Source organism: Neobacillus sp. PVCKKU3 (genome assembly GCF_058323225.1).
Genome location: NZ_JBLVQN010000014.1, coordinates 50,251 through 68,099, shown reverse-complemented (window position 1 = coordinate 68,099; position 17,849 = coordinate 50,251). Strand labels below are relative to the sequence as shown.

The 17,849-nt window shown below is 40.4% G+C and carries 21 protein-coding genes; 8 read left to right on the top strand and 13 right to left on the bottom strand.

The annotated features are described in order from the left end of the window. Positions 1–14: 14 nt before the first annotated feature. On the bottom strand, positions 15–2,612 hold the full coding sequence (gene clpB, locus ACNQGS_RS11595) for an ATP-dependent chaperone ClpB (RefSeq protein ID WP_491487420.1): 2,598 nt from the start codon (positions 2,610–2,612) through the stop codon (positions 15–17). Between the two features lie 123 nt (positions 2,613–2,735). Further along, positions 2,736–2,915 carry a YjzC family protein gene (locus tag ACNQGS_RS11590; protein WP_213116628.1) on the bottom strand — a complete coding sequence of 60 codons (180 nt, stop codon included), beginning with the start codon at positions 2,913–2,915 and terminating at the stop codon, positions 2,736–2,738. 259 nt (positions 2,916–3,174) lie between these two features. Here ACNQGS_RS11590 and ACNQGS_RS11585 point away from each other — a divergent pair, with 259 nt between their 5' ends. Beyond that, positions 3,175–3,867, top strand: coding sequence for a Crp/Fnr family transcriptional regulator (locus tag ACNQGS_RS11585; RefSeq protein ID WP_464493413.1), 693 nt, complete (start codon positions 3,175–3,177; stop codon positions 3,865–3,867). Positions 3,868–3,886: 19 nt separating this feature from the next. Here ACNQGS_RS11585 and mobB read toward each other — a convergent pair whose 3' ends face one another. Further along, positions 3,887–4,441, bottom strand: coding sequence for a molybdopterin-guanine dinucleotide biosynthesis protein B (gene mobB / locus ACNQGS_RS11580; protein WP_491487419.1), 555 nt, complete (start codon positions 4,439–4,441; stop codon positions 3,887–3,889). Then, entirely contained in the window at positions 4,429–5,694 is a 1,266-nt protein-coding gene (locus ACNQGS_RS11575; RefSeq protein ID WP_491487418.1) for a molybdopterin molybdotransferase MoeA, read from the bottom strand. The genes mobB and ACNQGS_RS11575 overlap by 13 nt, the downstream gene beginning before the upstream one ends. A 223-nt stretch (positions 5,695–5,917) precedes the next feature. On the opposite strand from ACNQGS_RS11575, the gene ric reads away from it, so the two are divergent. Beyond that, positions 5,918–6,613: an iron-sulfur cluster repair di-iron protein gene (ric, locus tag ACNQGS_RS11570; protein ID WP_491487462.1), complete on the top strand. Its 696-nt coding sequence runs from the start codon at positions 5,918–5,920 to the stop codon at positions 6,611–6,613. A 54-nt stretch (positions 6,614–6,667) separates the two neighbouring features. Here ric and moaA read toward each other — a convergent pair whose 3' ends face one another. Beyond that, on the bottom strand, positions 6,668–7,684 hold the full coding sequence (gene moaA, locus ACNQGS_RS11565) for a GTP 3',8-cyclase MoaA (RefSeq protein ID WP_491487461.1): 1,017 nt from the start codon (positions 7,682–7,684) through the stop codon (positions 6,668–6,670). A 230-nt stretch (positions 7,685–7,914) separates the two neighbouring features. On the opposite strand from moaA, the gene ACNQGS_RS11560 reads away from it, so the two are divergent. Next, entirely contained in the window at positions 7,915–8,613 is a 699-nt protein-coding gene (locus ACNQGS_RS11560) for a Crp/Fnr family transcriptional regulator (RefSeq protein ID WP_491487417.1), read from the top strand. 41 nt (positions 8,614–8,654) lie between these two features. Here ACNQGS_RS11560 and ACNQGS_RS11555 read toward each other — a convergent pair whose 3' ends face one another. The 3 genes from ACNQGS_RS11555 to ACNQGS_RS11545 form a co-directional block, all read right to left on the bottom strand. Next, positions 8,655–9,779, bottom strand: a complete 1,125-nt coding sequence (locus ACNQGS_RS11555) for a TIGR04053 family radical SAM/SPASM domain-containing protein (RefSeq protein ID WP_491487416.1) — start codon at positions 9,777–9,779, stop codon at positions 8,655–8,657. Between the two features lie 164 nt (positions 9,780–9,943). Further along, a complete protein-coding gene (locus tag ACNQGS_RS11550) occupies positions 9,944–10,282 on the bottom strand; it encodes a DsrE family protein (RefSeq protein WP_213141025.1) in 339 nt (112 codons plus the stop codon). Between the two features lie 17 nt (positions 10,283–10,299). Continuing rightward, positions 10,300–10,608 carry a metal-sulfur cluster assembly factor gene (locus ACNQGS_RS11545; RefSeq protein ID WP_491487415.1) on the bottom strand — a complete coding sequence of 103 codons (309 nt, stop codon included), beginning with the start codon at positions 10,606–10,608 and terminating at the stop codon, positions 10,300–10,302. 167 nt (positions 10,609–10,775) lie between these two features. Here ACNQGS_RS11545 and ACNQGS_RS11540 point away from each other — a divergent pair, with 167 nt between their 5' ends. The 3 genes from ACNQGS_RS11540 to ACNQGS_RS11530 all read left to right on the top strand — a co-directional run bounded on the left by ACNQGS_RS11540 (position 10,776) and on the right by ACNQGS_RS11530 (position 12,042). Then, positions 10,776–11,588, top strand: a complete 813-nt coding sequence (locus ACNQGS_RS11540; RefSeq protein WP_491487413.1) for a Cof-type HAD-IIB family hydrolase — start codon at positions 10,776–10,778, stop codon at positions 11,586–11,588. Positions 11,589–11,701: 113 nt separating this feature from the next. Continuing rightward, positions 11,702–11,854, top strand: a complete 153-nt coding sequence (locus ACNQGS_RS11535; protein WP_213116639.1) for a hypothetical protein — start codon at positions 11,702–11,704, stop codon at positions 11,852–11,854. Positions 11,855–11,856: 2 nt separating this feature from the next. Then, entirely contained in the window at positions 11,857–12,042 is a 186-nt protein-coding gene (locus ACNQGS_RS11530; RefSeq protein WP_491487412.1) for a DUF3813 domain-containing protein, read from the top strand. 47 nt (positions 12,043–12,089) lie between these two features. Here ACNQGS_RS11530 and ACNQGS_RS11525 read toward each other — a convergent pair whose 3' ends face one another. Together ACNQGS_RS11525 and ACNQGS_RS11520 are read right to left on the bottom strand one after the other, a co-directional pair. Next, positions 12,090–12,833: a BsuPI-related putative proteinase inhibitor gene (locus ACNQGS_RS11525; RefSeq protein ID WP_491487411.1), complete on the bottom strand. Its 744-nt coding sequence runs from the start codon at positions 12,831–12,833 to the stop codon at positions 12,090–12,092. Positions 12,834–12,872: 39 nt separating this feature from the next. After that, complete coding sequence (locus ACNQGS_RS11520) at positions 12,873–13,715, bottom strand: YitT family protein (protein ID WP_213116642.1); 843 nt, start codon at positions 13,713–13,715, stop codon at positions 12,873–12,875. 112 nt (positions 13,716–13,827) lie between these two features. Between ACNQGS_RS11520 and ACNQGS_RS11515 the strand changes: the two genes are divergently transcribed. Beyond that, entirely contained in the window at positions 13,828–14,688 is an 861-nt protein-coding gene (locus ACNQGS_RS11515; protein WP_491487410.1) for a DegV family protein, read from the top strand. A gap of 31 nt (positions 14,689–14,719) precedes the next feature. Here ACNQGS_RS11515 and ACNQGS_RS11510 read toward each other — a convergent pair whose 3' ends face one another. Then, on the bottom strand, positions 14,720–14,851 hold the full coding sequence (locus tag ACNQGS_RS11510; RefSeq protein WP_213116644.1) for a DUF3941 domain-containing protein: 132 nt from the start codon (positions 14,849–14,851) through the stop codon (positions 14,720–14,722). A gap of 70 nt (positions 14,852–14,921) precedes the next feature. Next, positions 14,922–15,785, bottom strand: a complete 864-nt coding sequence (locus ACNQGS_RS11505; RefSeq protein WP_491487409.1) for a CvfB family protein — start codon at positions 15,783–15,785, stop codon at positions 14,922–14,924. A 113-nt stretch (positions 15,786–15,898) separates the two neighbouring features. Between ACNQGS_RS11505 and ACNQGS_RS11500 the strand changes: the two genes are divergently transcribed. Next, a complete protein-coding gene (locus ACNQGS_RS11500) occupies positions 15,899–16,390 on the top strand; it encodes a YajQ family cyclic di-GMP-binding protein (protein WP_213116646.1) in 492 nt (163 codons plus the stop codon). A 31-nt stretch (positions 16,391–16,421) separates the two neighbouring features. Here the strand turns inward: ACNQGS_RS11500 and ACNQGS_RS11495 are convergent, their stop codons facing one another. Further along, positions 16,422–17,795 (bottom strand): alpha-amylase family glycosyl hydrolase, encoded by a 1,374-nt coding sequence (locus ACNQGS_RS11495; protein ID WP_491487408.1) that lies wholly within the window; start codon positions 17,793–17,795, stop codon positions 16,422–16,424. Positions 17,796–17,849 lie beyond the last annotated feature (54 nt).

Sequence of the window (17,849 nt, the reverse complement as noted above, 5' to 3'; positions counted from 1 at the left end):
TAATTCGATGGCTTTTATGAAAATATTTTTAAAGCCACTGCCCCGTCTTCAACTGTAATCTCGACGTTTGTCCCATCATGAATTTTTCCTGCAATAATATCACGGGCAAGCATTGTTTCAAGATTTCGCTGAATATAACGTTTCAGCGGTCTTGCCCCGTATACAGGATCAAAGCCATGTGCGGCAATGAATTCCTTCGCTTGTTCATCAATCGTAATATCGATTTGTTTCTCTTTTAACCTTGCCTTAAGCTCTTTTAAAAGCTTGACGACAATATTCTTAATATCGGCCATAGACAACGGCTTAAAGAGAATCGTTTCGTCTATACGATTTAAAAATTCCGGCCGGAAGTGTGCTCTCAGAAGATTCAACACTTTTTCTCTCGTTCCTTCTGAGATTTCTTGTTCATTTTCATTTCGTTCGAGTAAAATGTGTGACCCAATATTGGATGTCATAATAATGACTGTATTTTTAAAGTCAACAACCCGGCCTTGGGAATCTGTAATTCGTCCATCATCAAGTGCCTGCAGGAGGATATTGAATACTTCAGGATGCGCCTTTTCAATTTCATCCATCAATATTACCGAATACGGTTTTCGACGGACTGCTTCCGTTAATTGGCCGCCTTCCTCGTAACCTACGTAGCCGGGAGGCGCACCAATAAGACGTGAAACAGCATGCTTCTCCATATACTCCGACATATCAATCCGGATCATATGTTCTTCACTGTCGAATAAGCTTTCTGCCAGCGCCTTCGCAAGTTCTGTTTTACCAACTCCAGTCGGTCCTAAAAACAAAAATGAACCAATTGGTCTGTTCGGGTCTTTAATCCCCGCGCGTGCCCTTAAAACAGCGTCAGCAGTTAAACCTACTGCTTCATCCTGTCCGATAACCCTTTCGTGCAGGATTGATTCCAGTCTTAAAAGCTTTTCCCGCTCACCTTCGACAAGCTTGGAAAGCGGAATCCCTGTCCATCTTGAAACAATATTGGAAATCTCTTCTGCAGTTACTTCTTCACGTAGAAGCCGGTCGTCACTTTCAGCTTTTTCTTCAAGTGCCAATAGCTCTTTCTCCGCAGCTGGGATGAGACCGTGACGAAGCTCTGCTGCCTTGTTTAAATCATATTTATCTTCTGCCTGCTCCAGTTCGCGGCGAAGTTTTTCAATTTGCTCCCGTTTTTCCTGTAATTTATTAATGGTTTGTTTTTCCTCAAGCCACTTCGCCTTCATAGCATTTGTCTGTTCCTTCAAATCTGCCAACTCTTTTTGCAAGGCGCGGAGTCTTTGTTTGCTAACCTCATCCTGCTCTTTTGTTAACGCCGCTTCTTCTATTTCCAATTGCATTACCCGGCGGGTCACTTCATCCAGTTCAGTTGGCATGGAGTCAATTTCGGTACGAATCATCGCACACGCTTCATCGACAAGGTCAATTGCTTTATCAGGCAAAAAGCGGTCCGTAATATAGCGGTCAGAAAGGACAGTAGCAGCGACCAAGGCCTGGTCGTGAATTTTCACCCCATGATGGACTTCAAACCGTTCCTTTAACCCCCGCAAGATGGAGATTGTGTCTTCGACATCCGGTTCTTGAACAAGGACCTGCTGAAATCTCCGTTCAAGTGCAGGATCTTTTTCGATATATTTACGGTGCTCATCAAGTGTGGTTGCCCCGATACAATGCAGCTCACCCCGGGCCAGCATTGGTTTTAACATATTTCCGGCATCCATTGCTCCATCAGTTCTTCCAGCACCTACAATCGTGTGGATTTCATCGATAAATAGCAATATTTGCCCTTCACTTTTTTTAATTTCATTCAAAACTGCCTTTAATCTTTCTTCGAATTCACCTCTAAATTTCGCACCAGCAATCAGTGAACTCATATCCAAGGCAAAAATAGTCTTATCCTTCAAGCCTTCTGGTACATCTTTTCTAACAATCCTTTGGGCCAATCCTTCAACAATGGCGGTTTTCCCTACACCAGGCTCACCAATTAGAACGGGATTATTTTTGGTTTTCCTTGAAAGAATGCGGATAACATTTCTTATTTCTGTATCTCTGCCAATGACAGGGTCCATTTTCCCAGCTCTTACTTCTGCTACAAGATCCCGCCCGTATTTTTTTAAAGCATCATATCCCGCTTCAGGATGTTGTGTTGTCACCCTTTGATTCCCCCTTATTTCTTTTATAACTTTTAAAAGATCTTCCGAGGTGCGGCCAAATGAATGAATAATTGTTTTCAATTCCGCATCGTTCGCGTTTGCTGCAGCAAGCAGAATATGCTCGATGGATAGATATTCATCAGCGAATTTTGCCGCGTATTCTTCAGCACTTACCAATAATTTTTGCAGTTTGGCTGTAATATAAAGCTTTCCCTGTTCAATTCCACTGCCGGTTACCTGTGGTTTCTTTGCAAGAGCCTTAAGCAAACTGTCTTCAGCTTTTTTAGCGGAAATCCCTGCCCTTTCCAAAACGGATTGAGCAAGACTGTCATCTTGGTTTAAAAGCGCTAATAACAAATGAGGCTCGTCTATTTCTTGATGGTTATATTTAATGGCGATACTTTGAGCATCCATTAAACCATTCTGCATCCGCTCCGTCATTCGGTTTAAATCCATGAGTTTTCACACCCTTTGACCTTTTTTGACCTATTGCTTATATTATAATTCATCCTTCATTTAAAAGTAAAATTTGAAAGAGCCATCCGGTTCCGGACAGCTCTTTCAACAAATTTATATTTATCATGGCTTTCTCTGGTAAGTCCATACACGGTCATCATTTGAGTTCTCCGGAAATCTGTCGCCGGCTTTTAACTTTATTTTTTTTGGATTGACTACGTTATCGCCTGTATCCCCTACTTCAATATAAACACCATTATTCGGTGCTTTTTTTCCCGGCCCGAATTGACGGCTTTGTCCCATGTTTTTCCCTCCTTATCTATTTCGATTTTATTATTCCCGTTAAGCATTTGTTCATTAAAGGAAGTTCCTTCAATTTTACAAGGTTCGACAATATTTCCTAAGAAATGTTGCTTTGTACCCAAATTTTTGACGATTATATGAACTTATCCATCCATTTATTGCGATTGATTCATTATTAACAATATAATTACAGTAATATCTAGTAAATTTTTACTGAGCGATTCATCGCTTTTAAGTTCCCATAAAAGGGGGTATCGGCATGCAGTCCATTAAAGAAATGCCTGTCACATTGTCGCGTCTTTTCGAAACAGTACAACATACAAAGAAAATGGAGAAAGGCTCCTTTCTGTTTCAAGAGGGAATGCCAGCAAATGAGCTATATATTGTTAAAAGCGGGATTCTTCATGTTAGTAAGATTATTCCTGATGGTAGAGAGCTTACCTTAAGGATGTGTTCAAGCGGAGATTTTGTTGGGGAATTACATTTATTCTCCCCTCAGCCAAAATATCTGTTAAGCGGACGAATTATTGAAAGCGGTGAAGCGGCGGTAATAAAGAGAGAGTTTCTGGAGGAAAAATTATCGCAAAATCTTCCTCTTTCATTTGAATTCATTCAATGGATGAGCCTTCAATACCGTAAAACTCAAACAAAATTTCGCGACTTGGTTTTACATGGAAAAAAAGGCGCCTTATATTCAACCTTAATTCGAATCAGCAACAGTTTTGGTGTCAAAACGAACAAGGGCATCCTGATTGAATTGCCTTTAACCAATCAGGAACTGGCTAATTTCTGTGGAACCTCCAGGGAGGTTGTCAATCGACTATTGGCTGACTTAAGGAAGACAGGTGTTATTTCTATAAATAAAGGCACGATCACCATTCATGACATTGATTATTTAAAAAATGAAATTGATTGCGAAGATTGTCCTGAGGATATTTGCAGGGTAGATTGAAATCAAATTAACGGCTGACTCAGTCTTTCGAGTCAGCCGTTTCCTTATCATGCATCTGTTTTAATAATCGAACAATCTGATGCTCAGCTTTTGCATCGCCAATATGAAAGAATGGAACTTCCAAAAACTCACTTATTGCCCCCTCCAGCCCTTCCTCCCAATAAACAACCGCTGCAATATTTTTTAGCTTTCTTATTAGGGGAAAGTCACGCTTATCCCGCAGGAGGACCATCTTTGGAAAACTTTCTTGTTTATGCCCTTCAACCAAGATAATATCCGGATTAAATAAACTAAGCAGGTTTATTTGTTTATCCAATTTGAACTTTAACTGTTCGGTTTGCAGGAGCAGCCTTCCCTCTCCTTCGACAATCGAAGCAATCGCACCCGCTGCAAGATGTCTGGTTGAGTCCTTTTTAGGAAAAACATCTGGTTTACCGCCATGACCATGGTGTTTAATAACGGCCGTCGTTAATCCCTCTGCCTTCAAGCCATGAAGAAGCTTTTCAATAAATGTTGTTTTCCCACTATCCTGGTATCCGGTAACTTGAAATATGACCGGTCTTACCAAGGCCATTCACTGCCAAACTGGTCTTCAAGCAAAAGAACATCTACCTCAGTTCCGGCAGCGAAACCACGTGTGCCACCCGGGAGGATGGTTAATGAGTTTGCACCGGCAAGACTCATGATAATGTTGGATTTATCCAGACCGCTTGGCGTCACCTTTAACCGGCCGTTCTCGATAAAAACAGAGCTGCGCACAAATCTAGTAAATGGATTGGCTTTTAGAAAATCCACCTCAAGGATTGCTTGCTCCTTCCTTAAATGAGGTTTTTCAGAAAAAAGCATTCTGCGTAAAATTGGCCTTGCAAACAATTCAAATCCAACATAGCAAGCAGATGGATTACCGGATAAACCAAAAAGGAGCTTTCCGTTATGGCTGGCCACTGTTGTAACACTTCCAGGCCGCATTGCCACTTTATTAAATAAAACCTCGGCACCAAGCTTTTCGTAAATCTTTGGCAGGTAATCAAAATCACCAACTGAAACCCCGCCAGTCGTAATCAACAAATCAACCCTGTTTACGGCATTTTTCACAGCCTCGAAGCAGGTATCAAATTCATCTGGAAGCTTTCCAAAATAGTGAACGATACCACCAACCCTCTCAATCTGGGCGGCAATCATATGAGAATTGCTATTGCGGATTTTGCCCGGAACTAAAGGGTCACCAACATCCAATAATTCCGTACCAGTTGCAAACAGGCCAACAATCGGTTTTTTGGCTGCAGGAACATCCTTATAGCCAAAAGTGGCAAGCATTGCTTGAATTCCAGGGTTAATTAGTGTACCTTTTTTAACTAATACCTCGCCCTCTTTCGCATCCTCCCCACGAAAGGAAACGTTATCCCCCTTTTTAAAACTACGCTTAATGGCCATAAACGGCTTCCCATCTTTTTCGTAAGTTTTCGCTACTTCGAACATAACAACAGCATCAGTTCCTTCAGGCATAATCGCACCAGTCATAATTCTGACTGCCTGATTTTCTGTTACGGTCATGTTGGAAACCATCCCCGCCCCAATATGGTCAATTACCTCAAATTCCACCGGATTAGTTTGGGATGCATCTTGTGTATCTATTGCTCTAACAGCAAAGCCATCATAGGGTGCCCTGTCAAAGTGAGGGACATCGCAGGTGGCAACTAAATCCTTAGATAAAAATCGGCCAAAGCTTTCTTCAATTTTGATATATTCCGTCTCACCAGACAATTGGTATTGCATTATTTTTTGAACTGCTTCTCCGATTGGAATGGGTTGTCGTCTTTCAAACAAATTCATCGGCTCCTATCATTTTTGAACGTTATGTATTTTAACTGTATCCATTATAAGCATACAAAAAACTAATAGACATATCAAAAGTCACAAATTCGAAACTTTCTCACGGAAGAATATAAAAATTCACGCTTGCAGTGTGATTTAAGTCACCTAGTTAAATTTGATTTTCCATTATGCTTAGTTTAGAAACCAAACCTTTTATCAAGGAGGAAGATTCATGTTGACATTCCCATTTTCCGCAAATTCTTTAGTTAAAGATATTGTAAACGAATTACCAAAAACAAGTGATGTATTTAAATCTTATCGAATCGATTTCTGCTGCGGCGGTAATATCCCGCTTTCCGAAGCTGCAACCCAAGGCAATCTTGATATCGATTCTATTTTAGAGGATTTAAAAGCGGTCTATGAAAAAAATGAGTCCAAAGAGACCGATTTAGAAGTTTGGACTAACTCTGATTCCAACACCATCATTGACCATGTGATCGCTAACTATCACCGGGCAACGGAAGAAGAATTTAAAATGCTTAGTCCTTATGTGACGAAGGTGTCCCGCGTCCATGGGGATAATCATCCGGAATTGCTAAAGGTTTATGAGCTTTACCATGAATTTAAAAAGGAAATGTTAGACCATATGGCAAAGGAAGAAGAAATTGTCTTCCCAATCATTAGAAAACTAGCAGACGGGACAATTGAAAACCGCGACGAAGCGATTAACATGATTGTGGAACTCGAAAAAGAACATGACCATGCCGGTGCCATATTGAAAGAGCTTCGGGAGATTACCGGCGACTTTACACCGCCGCTTGATGCCTGCGGTACGTACCGTCTAGTCTATAGCCGTTTAGAAGAACTGGAAGGACTAACCTTTATGCATGTCCACTTGGAGAATAACATCCTATTCCCTAGATATATCTAAAAAAGAACAAAACAGCCTGTGATTGCAGGCTGTTTTCTTTTATTTGCGGTTTGTCTAACCGCCGATATAGGACATTTCGATTTTTTTTCGATTTTTGTTTGTTTCTGCGGTTCTTTCATCCGAATATCTATCATTTCGACCGTTCCAAATCTCCGCAATTCTTCCAAAAAGTTGTTCATCAGATGCGCCGTTTCTCATGAAATTACGAAGATCATGGCCATTACCGTTAAATAAGCAAGTAAAAATCTGGCCATTCGCTGAAAGACGGGCCCGGGTACAGCTGGAACAGAACGATTCCGAGACGGAGGTAATAAAACCAACATTGACATTGGTACCTTTATAGCGATAATGCTTTGCAACCTCACCAAAGTAAGCAGGGTCAACTGGTTCCAATTCAAATTCCGCCTTTAGCATTTCATAAATTTCCTTTTTTGTCACAACATCATCCATTTTCCAGCCATTGGTGGAGCCAACATCCATATATTCAATATACCGGAGCTCCAGCCCTTTTTCTTTACAAAATTTAGCCATTGGAATAATGTCTTGGTCGTTTAAACCCTTTTTGACAACCATATTTAATTTAACGCCTAATCCTGCATCTTTAGCTGCTTGAATTCCTTCTAGAACAGGACCGGTCCCAATTCCCCTGCCATTGATTTTGCCAAATAATTCATCATCTAGACTATCCAGGCTGATATTCACTCGCTTTAAGCCTGCTTCTTTCAATTTCGCAGCCAATTTAGGAAGAAGAACGCCATTTGTTGTTAAGCCAATATCACTAAGGCCTTCAATGGCGGCTAGCTTTTCAATGAGAATCGGTAAATCCCTTCTTAACAGCGGCTCACCGCCTGTCAAGCGGATTTTTTTCACGCCTAACTGCACGAAAATTTTTCCTAACCGTTCAATCTCCTCATAGGTCAGGAGGGCACTCCTTGGCAGAAATTCAAAATCCGGCCCAAATTGATCGGCTGGCATACAGTATTGACAACGAAAATTACATCTATCAATAACGGAAATTCTTAAATCCCTTAACGGTCTATTAAATTTATCTGTAATGATTGTTTTTTCCATTTCCATTTAATCAACTCCAATAAATAAAGAAGCTCATTTTATACCATTGTAACAGATGAGTTAAAAAAATACTGTTACTTTCTTCACTATCCATATATCACTAAAAAAAAATTGTCCAGTTTTCACTATATTGTCATTGTTTACTACTTCTACGTAGCTAATCTTGATATAAAATGTTACTAACGAATCCAAGTTATTTATATAGAAATATAGTACAGGGGTGGAGAAAAATGATTACGACAATGAAACCAACTCATTCAATTGAAATAAAAGAACTGCTTAAATTTGCTGATCGGAAGTTTAAAAGCGAACGGGGAAGATTTCTATTTCAGGAAGGGATGCTCGCTGATGAATTATATGTCATTATTTCAGGTAAAATTCAAATCAGCAAAATTACAGCAGACGGGCGGGAGCTGTCACTAAGAATTTGCGGAGAAAACGATATTTGTGGAGAATTAACCCTTTTCACTGATAGTCCAAAATATTTATTAAGTGCCAAGGTTCTTGAAGAAGGTGAAATCGTGGCAATAAAAAAAGAAGTACTTGAAAGTGAAATTTTCCAAAACAGTAAGCTAGCCTTTGAATTTATGAAGTGGATGAGCGATCATTTCCGCAAAACGCAGACAAAATTCCGCGACCTTGTCCTAAACGGAAAGCGCGGCGCCTTATTTTCAACTTTAATCCGGATGACCAATAGCTATGGGGTACCAAAAAGTGATGGAATATTAATCGACCTGCCGTTGACTAATCAAGAGCTAGCAAATTTCTGCGGCACTTCACGGGAAAGTACAAACCGTATCTTAAGTGAACTGAAGCGTGATAACATCATTTCCATTAAACGAGGTAAAATTACCGTCCTGGATTTGCAATACTTAAAAGATGAAATTGGCTGTGAAAATTGTTCCACTGTTTATTGCAGCATTGAATAGTTATTGAGAGAGGCAATCGACAATCGATTGCCTCTCTCAATTTATTGTGTCTGTTTTTCTCTTAAAGCCTTAGGAATATAAACGCAGAATGGTTCACTTTCTAAATAATCCCCTGTCATGGCGTATGCCCTTGATCTTGAGCCGCCGCAAACATGTCGGAATTCGCAGACACCGCATTTCCCTTTAAATCCATCTGGGTTTCTAAGTGCCTTAAAGATTGGCGACTCGCGGTAAATTTCCGCCAGAGGGGTTTCCCTAATATTTCCGGCCTTAACCGGAAGCAGGCCGCTCGGATAGACATCTCCAATATGGGATATAAACACAAAGCCATTGCCGTCATTTACACCCTTTGGTGCACGGCCCAGACCATCAATTGAGCCCGTTAAGCCTTTTTCTGTCAACGCAGATAAATAGCTGATTTCCTCTGTTTTTTCTTTGGCTTCACGCATTTTTTGCTGGATTACCACACGGCGGTAATGCATCGCCTCCGTGGTCTTAATATCAAAAGGAACCCGCTTGCTTAGATCATAGAGCCATCTTAGCACCTTTTCATGCTCCACAGGCGATATCATATCAGATACCTGTCCCCTTCCGGTCGGAACAAGGAAAAAGACACTCCACAGAACACATTTTAATTCTTCAACCAATTTCGCCATTTCATCTAGATGTTCGTAATTATATCTGGATACTACTGTATTAATCTGAATCGGCATTTCCAGTTCATGTAAATATTTAATTCGTTCCATTGTTAAGTCAAAAGAGCCCGCTGTCCCGCGAAAATGGTCATGAATCTCAGCCGTAGGACCGTCAAGGCTGAACGCCCAACGAGAAAGTCCGACTTCTTTAGCCTTACGCATCGCATCAATTGTTACGTTAGGAGTAGCGCTTGGTGTCATCGAAACACGTACCCCTTTTGTGACTGCGTATTTGGTAATTTCAAAAATATCCTCTCTCATAAGCGGATCTCCGCCAGTAAATACAAGAAGCGGATTATTCATTTCATATATCTGATCAATCAAATGCTTGCCTTCTTCAAGCGTAAGTTCTCGAGGGTCCCTCGTATACTGGGCATCTGCGCGGCAGTGCAAACATTTTAATTGACAAGCTCGAGTTAGTTCCCATATCACAATAAACGGATCTTTATTAAAGTCTCGGCTAAAATCCATATTGAAACGCCTCCTATAAAACGGCTAGTTCAAACTAAATAGCCTTATTACTTCGTATTATAAAGGTGTGTATGTTTGAAAAAAGTGAACTTCCTCACAATCCTTTTTTATTATGTGGACGATTTGTGAATGAAAAAAACAGCAGAGCGAAAAGCTCTGCTGTTTTATGAGATGGTTAACACTTCGTATTTGGAGGCAAGCTCAACAAAGTCAGCCATTCCGCTTATTTTGCCAACTGTCAATTTTTCGCTAACACCGTAGTGGTCGGCACAGGTTTTACACGCAAAAATGTTAACACCCTTATCCTCCAACTCTTTTAAATGAACGGATACAAAGGAATCCTCAGTCAACGTGAATACCCCACTGTTCATGCAAAAAACAGCTGCTGGGAGTTCCTCTCTTTGTTTTAAAACAGTAAAGAAAGTCTCTAAAACATTCTCTCCTAAAACCTGGTCGCCTTTGCCCAACTGATTTGAACTAACTAAAATTACCTTATTTTTCATCCTGCGGAAGGTCCTCCTTAACGAATTCCCAGTGCAATTTTTGCATAACGGGACATCATGTCCTTATTCCAAGGGGGATTCCAGACGATATTGACATCGACATCCTTGACTTCCGGAATATCAGACAATGCTCTTTTCACCTGATCAACAATTGTTCCGGCTAGTGGGCAGCCCATTGCTGTTAATGTCATTGTAACCGTCAGTTTTCCCTCGTCGTCCATTTCAGTATTATATACTAAACCTAAATTGACGATATCGACGCCAAGCTCAGGGTCAATAACAAGCTCAAGTGCGCCCATTATATTTTCTTTTAAATCTTCATTCATTTTATCTTCACTCCTGTTCAGTTTTATTGTAACCATTATAACAAAAGGTATTTCGAAAACCAGTATAGCGCGTTTCAGAAACATTTGAAGTGAATTTTTTTACAGTTTAAATATAAATTGATAACATATTGATAATAGAAACAAATACTTCCAAAGAGAGGTTTCAAATGACTGAAAGACATTTAATTGCATTGGACTTAGACGGAACTTTATTAAAAGATGATAAAACGATTTCGGAAAAAACGAAGGAAGTTTTAAGAAAAGCTAGAGAAGATGGCCATATCGTGATGATCGCCACTGGGAGGCCATATCGTTCCAGCGAAATGTATTATCGAGAGTTGGATTTAGATACCCCGATCGTTAATTTCAATGGGGCTTTCATGCATCATCCCCGGAACCCGAAATGGGGCTTTTTCCATGAGCCGCTTGATATCCATGTTGCAAAAGATATTGTCGAGGCTTGCCGCAGCTTTCATTTTCATAATATCATCGCTGAAGTAATGGATGATGTCTATTTTCATTATCATGACCAAAAGCTGATTGAAATTTTTAATTTTGGCCATCCCAATATTACTACGGGTGATTTAAGTAATTATTTGAAGGATTCACCAACTAGCCTGCTCATCCATACAGAGGAAGACCAATTAAAGAAGATCCGCGACCATCTATCTGATGCCCATGCCGAAGTCATCGATCACCGCAGCTGGGCTGCCCCCTGGCATGTTATCGAAATCATTAAGTCAGGCTTAAATAAGGCAGTAGGGTTAAAAAAAGCGGCGGAATATTATGGTATCTCCAAGCAAAGAGTGATTGCCTTTGGCGATGAAGATAATGACTTGGAAATGCTTGAATACGCCGGTTATGGAATAGCGATGGGAAATGGCATTGACCAAGTAAAAAATATCGCCAATGATGTTACTCTTACCAATGAAGAAGATGGAGTCGCAGAATATTTGACGGATTTGTTACGGTTAAAATAATTACACCTATTCACCATTGTTTACCTATATGAACCCCTCAATGTTGGAGCATACTATGGATGAAGCAGCGAAGCTGTTTCAATCCAAGCTTTTAGCATATTGGAGGGATTCGAATGGGTAGATCAAACAAATCAAAACGCTTTGTCCAGCAAGGAAAGGATTCGGTCAACAAGCATTCAGAACGGATTCCTTATCACATGACCTACGCTGAAGCAGAAGCTCAGAAAATGGCCAATGTGCAAGAATCCTCGCTTGGAGGAATTTAACGATGGGTAACCGTTTATTCCAGGAAGCACGTAGATTTGTTGAATCGGCAAAAACTGCCGGCCCAGGTGAACGCGACACGGCAGTGGCCAAAGCCAAGAATGCCTTAAGTTCTGCTTATGCCAACTCGACGGTCGCTGAGCAAAGACAGCTCCAAGAAATGCAACAAGAGCTTGACCAGTTCCAATGATGAAATGAGGAAAGCGGAAGTACCTTGGGAGGTGACTTCCGCTTTTTTCATTCAAATCTTTCTAATAATGCAGGGTAAGGATTACTCCTCCCGCCCTCAGCATTTTTTTCGTAAAAATTCAGAAAGACACCTCCATGGTTGGGAAGCTTTTCGGCTGGAATCTGAATATTTACTTTAAAAGGTCTCCACTGGTCACCATTTCCAGCAACATCAAGCTTTTGCTCCCTTAGGAATTCTCTATGCCCATCCTCCACTGAATAATAAACCACCCTGCTTGGTGACTTTACTTCTCCGCTAACTTGGTAGTGTCCTTTTGTTCCTGATACCCTTATATTTCGAAAAACAGCATTTTCCTCAGGTACATATATTTTATGCGTTAGGGTCAGTTTCGAGCGGTCAGTTATTGGCTTGCCGTTCAAGCTTGCTGCCCTTAAAACGGCTTGGATAGTATATTCCCCTGCTGGAACTCTTTTTCCCATAAAATGATAGTCCCATGTCTCAAGCCATTTCTTGCTGCCATGTGCTTTAAGACTGATGGTTTGAAACGCCTGAAGAAAAAACCGTCCTTTTGAGTAGTCATATACTTCACGGCCTGCAGTATCGAAAATTTTAATTTCATAAAATTGTGAAGTAGGAAATTCAAAATGGAGCGGGAAATCCTCCTCATTTTTTAAAAACATTTCGATCGTTAATTGCTCAGGCATGCTTGTTGGGATTACATAAAATTTGTATGCCAATTGGTCCACCCCATTTGCATCTGCTTTTATTGCCATCGGAAAGAAAAGTAACATGATACAACATAATATACGCATATTGAGCTCCTTTTTCCTTTAGTCTCTGCGAAAAAAACCGTAAACTCCGGTTGTTTGTATTATATTTGTAAACGCATGGGGGTCCACTTCTTTAATTACTCTCTCTAAATCAAATAATTCATAGCGCGTAATAACGATCATTAACATTTCCCTTGTTTCGTTAGAAAAAGCACCCTTCGCCGGAAGCATGGTGATTCCTCTGACCAGTTTCTTATGAATCGCTTTCTTAAGTTCATCCGCATTTTTCGTAATAATAAACGCGGTAAGTTTAGCATGCCTGGTATGAATCGCATCGATTACCCTTGTTGAAGTGTATAAAAAAACAAGAGTGTACAAAGCTTTTTCCCAGCCATACAGGAAACCTGCCGTAATAATAATAATGCCATTTAAGAGAAGCATATAAGGACCAATCGGTTTATCCTTCATTCTTGAAAGCACCATCGCAATTATATCAAGCCCTCCGGTAGAGGCGCCCCATTTTAAGGTGATCCCGACGCCTGCCGCAATAATGACGCCCCCAAAGACAGCATTAAGCAAAATATCATGAGACATCCGATGGATTGGAATAAGCTCCAGAAATAATGATGAAAGAACAACACTTAGAAAACTGTAAATTGTAAAGGATTTCCCTACCTTTTTCCACCCCAGAAACGCAACCGGAATATTTAATAACAACAGCAAGACCCCCATTGAAATATTCAACGGGGTATATTCGGTCAATACTTTAGAAAGCAGCTGAGCAATTCCTGTAAAACCGCTTGAATAGACATTTGCGGGAATAAGAAATAAATTCATTCCAAGGGCAGTCAAAAAAGCACCCACAATGACGATGACGATTTTTTTTGTTTCCTGCCAAACCATTGATAAATCCCCCTTTATTTTTTTCTTCAACCTTAACAATTTAATTGTTTTTTCCATATGAAACCGATACACTTAAAACGAGTATGATATGATTTTGAATGAGGTGAGCTTCATGCAGGTAAAAATACTAGCTGACAGCGCATGCGATTTACCTAAAAGTTTTTATGAAGAAAACAACGTCACATTACTTCCCTTAAAGGTCCTCATTAACGGTGAAGAATATGAAGATGTCAAAAGCATAGACCCGAAAGCAGTTTATGATTCTATCCGGAATGGATCAGTACCGAAAACTTCTCAGGTTTCACCACTTCTGTTTGAGGAAGTATTTACAAAAATGGCGGAAAATAATGAAGACGGAATATACATGGCCTTTTCATCCGAACTATCCGGAACATATTCAACCGCTGTTATGATTCTTGACCAAGTCAAGGAAAAATATCCAAATTTCAATTTAACCATTGTCGATACCAAATGTGCCTCTCTCGGCCAAGGCATAATTGTGATGGAAGCGGCGAAACTTGCAGCACAAAATGCAGCAAAGGATGAAATCTTAAGGGATGTCCAGTTTAGAGCAAACCATATGGAGCATCTTTTTACGGTTGAAGATTTGGATTATTTAGCTAAAGGCGGCCGTGTCTCAAAAGCTTCAGCATTTCTTGGGGGCTTATTAAATATTAAGCCGATTTTAAATGTGGAAGACGGCAAACTGGTTCCAATTGAAAAAATCCGCGGTAAGAAAAAGGTGCTCCGGCGCCTAATTGAACTGGCATATGAACGTGGCGAGAACCTGTCAAACCAGATCATTGGCATCAGCCATGCGGATAATGAAGAGACGGCACTAGAAGTAAAAGCGATGCTTGAGGAGGAATTCCAGCCAAAAGAAGTTTATATTTCCTCCATCGGCTCAGCAATTGGGGCCCATACTGGAGCAGGGACCATCTCCATTTTCTTCTTAAATAAAATTCCTTCGTAAAAAAAACAGAGCTTAAAGCTCTGTTTTTTTTTTATTTATGATCTGTTTTCTTTGAGTACTGATTTTTTCCTGCTTGGCGATTTTTTTCTCGCATCATATTTTTTTCATGGTGCAGTGCATTATTGTCTTGTGCCTTTTTATCATTATCGGATGTGTGTGGCATTGTCTTACCCCTTTCCATTAACTTTCGGTTACTAGTGTCTGTCAATTTGGAAAAGAGTATGTACAACAAATTAATCCTTCTTTACATAGGTCCAGAAGTCTTCCTGGTATACCTTGCCTTCCTTGATCAGTTTGCCAAGCGCCCGCTTAAAGGCGCCTTTGCTTAAGCCAAAACGCTCTTGAATGTCTTCTGGCATACTTTTGTCACTGTACGGCATGGCACCATTTCTGCTCATCAGATATTCATATAGTTTGGCTGCATCAGAATCCTGGGACTCCTGTTTTCTGGCAAGTAAGGAAACGTTTATCGTTCCGTCCTCCTTAACATCAATGACTCGCCCCTCAACCTTCTCACCCAGGCGCGGCTCAATCCGACGCTGCGACTCATGAATGAACCCTTTGAAGCCTTCAATAGTGTAAAGCCAACTGCCGACTTTAGCCGTTCGGTAAATATACCCTTGCACATTTTTATTAAATTCTTGTCTCGACGCTTTCACCGCAATTGATTGGATAACCTGGTCACTGGCAAGCTTGGCGTATAAAAGGTTATTCCGGTTGACCCTTAGGGTTATATAAACCATATCCCCTTCCTTGGGCCAAACCGATTTATGCACTGGTAAATCTTCGGCACCAAGCAGAATGTCTTTCTTTAACCCGATATTTAAAAAGACACCAATCTCCTCTTTTACATCTGTCACCTTTATCCAGGCGTAGCGTCCGACGGCCACTTCAGGTATCGTCGTGGAGGCCGCAGGACGTCCCTGAGAATCCACATAAATAAACACTTCTATCTCGTCGCCTTCCGCAACCTCTCGATTCACTTCATTATTATGAAGCAATACGTCTTCTTCGCCATCTGTTAAAAAATAGCCGAATTCAGCTTGACGGGCTACTGTTAAAGTTGTTGTTTGTCCTATAAGTTCTTTTATTGCCATTATCTTATACTCCCCTTTTCCATCTTGGAGTTTTCCTTTAGGTTGTTTGAACTGCTATATTTTACTATAATGTAGACATAAAGGGAAACTTTAGCAAATTCGGAGGTTTTGTCATGTCAAAAGATAGCTCATTTGATATTGTATCCAAAGTTGAATTTTCAGAAGTCACTAATGCCATAACACAAACGATGAAGGAAATTAGTACGCGCTACGATTTTAAAGGAAGTAAAAGTGAAGTTTCATTAGATAAAGAAGAATTGGTACTTATTTCTGACGATGAATATAAAATGGACCAGCTTAAAGATGTTTTGCTCAGCAAATTAATTAAACGGGGCGTCCCGATTAAAAATCTTGATTATAGTAAAATCGAAAAGGCCTCAGGCGGTACGGTCCGTCAAAGAGCCAAACTTGTTCAGGGCATTGATAAGGAAAATGCAAAAAAAATTAACACTATTATTAAAAATAGCGGACTGAAGGTCAAAAGCCAGGTCCAGGATGACCAAGTACGGGTCAGTGGCAAAAACCGAGATGATTTGCAAAAAATCATTTCCCTTGTTCGTGAAGCAGATCTCACCATTGATGTTCAATTTATTAATTATCGGTAATAATAAAAGAGGCTGTTCTTAGGCAGCCTCTTTATTCTACAATATTCGTTTTCCTCCGTCTAAAAACTAGCAGTAGAAACCAAATGGCCAGTATCCCCGGTATCACTGCCGCAGCGATAAATTTCAGGTTAAGGCCTGTTTTATCCGCCAATACATATATTTCAGAATTGTCCCTGTCAAGAATTAGAATATATTGATTATCCCTGCTGCGGACAATGTCCCCGCCCAGGAGGCCGCGAAGCTCTTTGCCGCCTTCCACTTGATCGCCCGTTAAGGTAACCTTTTGGGATTTGTTTGTATTATTGATGGCAATTATCGATGTCTCCCCTTTATAGACACGCTTATAAACCGCCATTCCGGACTTTTCATAGAGCATTTCCATCGTTCCTCTAGTTAGGGAAGGCAGTTGGTTTCTTAATTCACCAAGCTTTGTTATATAGTCGATTAGATCTTTTTCCGTCCGAAAATTCATAAGCCTGCGGTTATCCGGAATATCTCCGCCCGTTAAGGCAATCTCCGTCCCATAATACATAACGGGAATCCCTGGTGTTGTATAAAGATAGGTTAAGGCAGTTTTCCACCTAGCTCCAGGGAATTGTCTTTCATCTACTATATCTCTGGTAAATCTTTTGGTAAATTCATTATCAAAAAAATGAGCATCTAGATTTTGCTTGTCCGCTGCAGGACGAATCGATTGAAAGGAGCGGTCTGTAGTGGCAAACACCTGCCGCATCTGTTTACTCTCGTTATAATCAAATAAGCTATTAATTCCCGCTTCATGATAAACTTCCAAGTCATCGGCTGTGTTTCCCGATGAGACTCCCATCAATAAAAAGTCTTTTTTCTGCTGCTTAACAGCAGCCGAAAACTCCCGCCAAAAGCTAATTGGAACTTTATTGACTTCAGGGAGGCTGTATCCATCAATATTCGTTTTCTTGATCCACCATGTAGCGGCATCAATTAAATTTTGGCCCTTTACCTCTGAATTTGCAGGAAAATCAATTATTACCCGCAATTTCCTTTTATGTGCTTCGTTGACAAGCCTCTCAAAATCTTTCATTGTTCCAAAATGCTCGTCCACTTTATAGTAATCCTTCACCCAATAACCGTGATAACCATTTTCCCTGTTATCAAAAATTGGAGTCAGGCGAATTGCCGTGAATTCCATGTCTTTTATGTAATCAAGCTTATCGATAATTCCTTGAAAATCCCCGCCATTGTACTTTTCGAGATTCTTTGTATCCACATCGAAATCATTTTGGGTATTCCCGTTATTAAACCGGTCAATCATGATAGAATAAATGGTTTCATCCTGCCACTGTCGATTTTCTTTTGTTACATTTGCATAGGCCGGTGACGAAACCCCAAGTAAAATGGCGATTAAAATGAGTATAATCCTTTTCATCTAGCTTCCTCCTCATAAAAGAGAAGAGGATTCCCTCTTCCCTACATCCATTTT

Coding starts and splice junctions, on each gene's coding strand:
- ACNQGS_RS11495 (WP_491487408.1), bottom strand. CDS start 17,795: ATGAAAAGGATTATACTCATTTTAATCGCCATTTTACTTGGGGTTTCG.
- ACNQGS_RS11500 (WP_213116646.1), top strand. CDS start 15,899: ATGTCAAAAGATAGCTCATTTGATATTGTATCCAAAGTTGAATTTTCA.
- ACNQGS_RS11555 (WP_491487416.1), bottom strand. CDS start 9,779: ATGGATTTTAGCCGAGACTTTAATAAAGATCCGTTTATTGTGATATGG.
- mobB (WP_491487419.1), bottom strand. CDS start 4,441: ATGGCCTTGGTAAGACCGGTCATATTTCAAGTTACCGGATACCAGGAT.
- ACNQGS_RS11525 (WP_491487411.1), bottom strand. CDS start 12,833: ATGTTACTTTTCTTTCCGATGGCAATAAAAGCAGATGCAAATGGGGTG.
- ACNQGS_RS11585 (WP_464493413.1), top strand. CDS start 3,175: ATGCAGTCCATTAAAGAAATGCCTGTCACATTGTCGCGTCTTTTCGAA.
- ACNQGS_RS11530 (WP_491487412.1), top strand. CDS start 11,857: ATGGGTAACCGTTTATTCCAGGAAGCACGTAGATTTGTTGAATCGGCA.
- clpB (WP_491487420.1), bottom strand. CDS start 2,612: ATGGATTTAAACCGAATGACGGAGCGGATGCAGAATGGTTTAATGGAT.
- ACNQGS_RS11510 (WP_213116644.1), bottom strand. CDS start 14,851: ATGCCACACACATCCGATAATGATAAAAAGGCACAAGACAATAATGCA.
- ACNQGS_RS11545 (WP_491487415.1), bottom strand. CDS start 10,608: ATGAATGAAGATTTAAAAGAAAATATAATGGGCGCACTTGAGCTTGTT.
- ACNQGS_RS11590 (WP_213116628.1), bottom strand. CDS start 2,915: ATGGGACAAAGCCGTCAATTCGGGCCGGGAAAAAAAGCACCGAATAAT.
- ACNQGS_RS11520 (WP_213116642.1), bottom strand. CDS start 13,715: ATGGTTTGGCAGGAAACAAAAAAAATCGTCATCGTCATTGTGGGTGCT.
- ACNQGS_RS11515 (WP_491487410.1), top strand. CDS start 13,828: ATGCAGGTAAAAATACTAGCTGACAGCGCATGCGATTTACCTAAAAGT.
- ACNQGS_RS11560 (WP_491487417.1), top strand. CDS start 7,915: ATGATTACGACAATGAAACCAACTCATTCAATTGAAATAAAAGAACTG.
- ACNQGS_RS11535 (WP_213116639.1), top strand. CDS start 11,702: ATGGGTAGATCAAACAAATCAAAACGCTTTGTCCAGCAAGGAAAGGAT.
- moaA (WP_491487461.1), bottom strand. CDS start 7,684: ATGGAAAAAACAATCATTACAGATAAATTTAATAGACCGTTAAGGGAT.
- ACNQGS_RS11540 (WP_491487413.1), top strand. CDS start 10,776: ATGACTGAAAGACATTTAATTGCATTGGACTTAGACGGAACTTTATTA.
- ACNQGS_RS11550 (WP_213141025.1), bottom strand. CDS start 10,282: ATGAAAAATAAGGTAATTTTAGTTAGTTCAAATCAGTTGGGCAAAGGC.
- ACNQGS_RS11505 (WP_491487409.1), bottom strand. CDS start 15,785: ATGGCAATAAAAGAACTTATAGGACAAACAACAACTTTAACAGTAGCC.